Here is a 1,300-nt window from a genome sequence, read left to right on the forward strand (position 1 = left end):
CTGCTTCAGAGCGTCGCGAGCGCATGCGGTCGACGAACGTGTTGTGGACGATGGACAGCAGCCAGGCGCGCAAATTTCCGCCCGAGCGGAAGGTGCCGCGCCGCTCATAGGCGCGCACAAGAGCGTCATGCACGAGATCCTCGGCATCGGCACCGTCGCGCGTCAGCGAGCGCGCGTAACGCCTGAGCGAACCGAGTTGTCCGACGATATCGAAGCGTGGCATCGACCGTTTCATGCCCTGTTTACGGAACATGTGGGGGTTTTAATCCCGGCCCTGCAGATTTTTTCGCGAAACGCCGCAGATATGCAGCCGCGGAGGTGGCTCGCAGCGATGCCAGGCTATGCGATTCAGGCTGGCGCGAGTTAAAACCGCTGGTGCAAGGGGTTCGATTTGCGTATCACTCCGCCGCGCCAACGGAACCATGCAGATGTTTGAAAACCTTCAGCCGGCTGCCGCCGACAAGATCCTTGCCCTGATCGGCCTCTATCGTGCCGATCCTCGACCCGACAAGGTCGACCTCGGTGTCGGCGTCTACAAGGATCGCGACGGCAAGACGCCGGTCATGCGGGCCGTGCGCGAGGCGGAGAAGCGGCTGCTGCAGGGTCAGGACACCAAGACTTATCTCGGCCTCGCCGGCGACACCGGGTTCAATACCGTGATGGCCAGGCTCGCCTTCGGTGCGGACGCAGACATGACGCGGATCCGTGCCGCGCAGGCGCCGGGCGGCTCCGGCGCGTTGCGGCTGGTGGCCGAGCTTTTGAAGCGAACCCGCGCCGATGCGACGGTCTGGTTGTCCGATCCCACCTGGCCGAACCACATGCCAGTGATGCGCGCCGCCGGGCTGCAAATCCGTGAATATCCCTATTTCGACGCGACATCGGGCGCCGTTCGCTTCGACGACATGCTGGCAGCACTGCGCACGGCGAAGGGCGGCGACGTGGTGCTGCTGCATGGCTGCTGCCACAACCCGACCGGCGCCAACCTCGATGTCGCGCAGTGGGCCAAGGTCACCGATCTCGTCGTCGAGCGCGGCCTGCTGCCGTTTGTCGACATTGCCTATCAGGGCTTTGGCGATGGCCTCGAGGCCGATGCCGGCGGACTGCGGCTGCTGGCCGAAAAAGTTCCGGAAATGGTCGTCGCGTCCAGCTGCTCGAAGAACTTCGCCGTCTACCGCGACCGTGTCGGCGCGGCGATGATCCTGGCCAGGGACAGCGCGCAGGCCGACGTGGCGCTGGGCCAGATGCTGTCGGCGGCTCGTGCCATGTATTCGATGCCGCCGGACCACGGCGCAGCGGCAGT

General features: G+C 65.2%; 2 protein-coding genes. One reads left to right on the forward strand and one right to left on the reverse strand.

What is annotated here, in order from left to right:
- Positions 1-223, reverse strand: a 223-nt coding sequence (locus FJ980_RS32225; RefSeq protein ID WP_246676673.1) for a sigma-70 family RNA polymerase sigma factor, incomplete at its 3' end; no start/stop codon positions are given.
- A gap of 205 nt (positions 224-428) precedes the next feature.
- On the opposite strand from FJ980_RS32225, the gene FJ980_RS32230 reads away from it, so the two are divergent.
- A partial coding sequence (locus tag FJ980_RS32230) for an aromatic amino acid transaminase (RefSeq protein WP_140547521.1) occupies positions 429-1,300 on the forward strand: 872 nt, incomplete at its 3' end.

The organism is Mesorhizobium sp. B1-1-5 (assembly GCF_006443065.1).
Classification (GTDB): domain Bacteria; phylum Pseudomonadota; class Alphaproteobacteria; order Rhizobiales; family Rhizobiaceae; genus Mesorhizobium.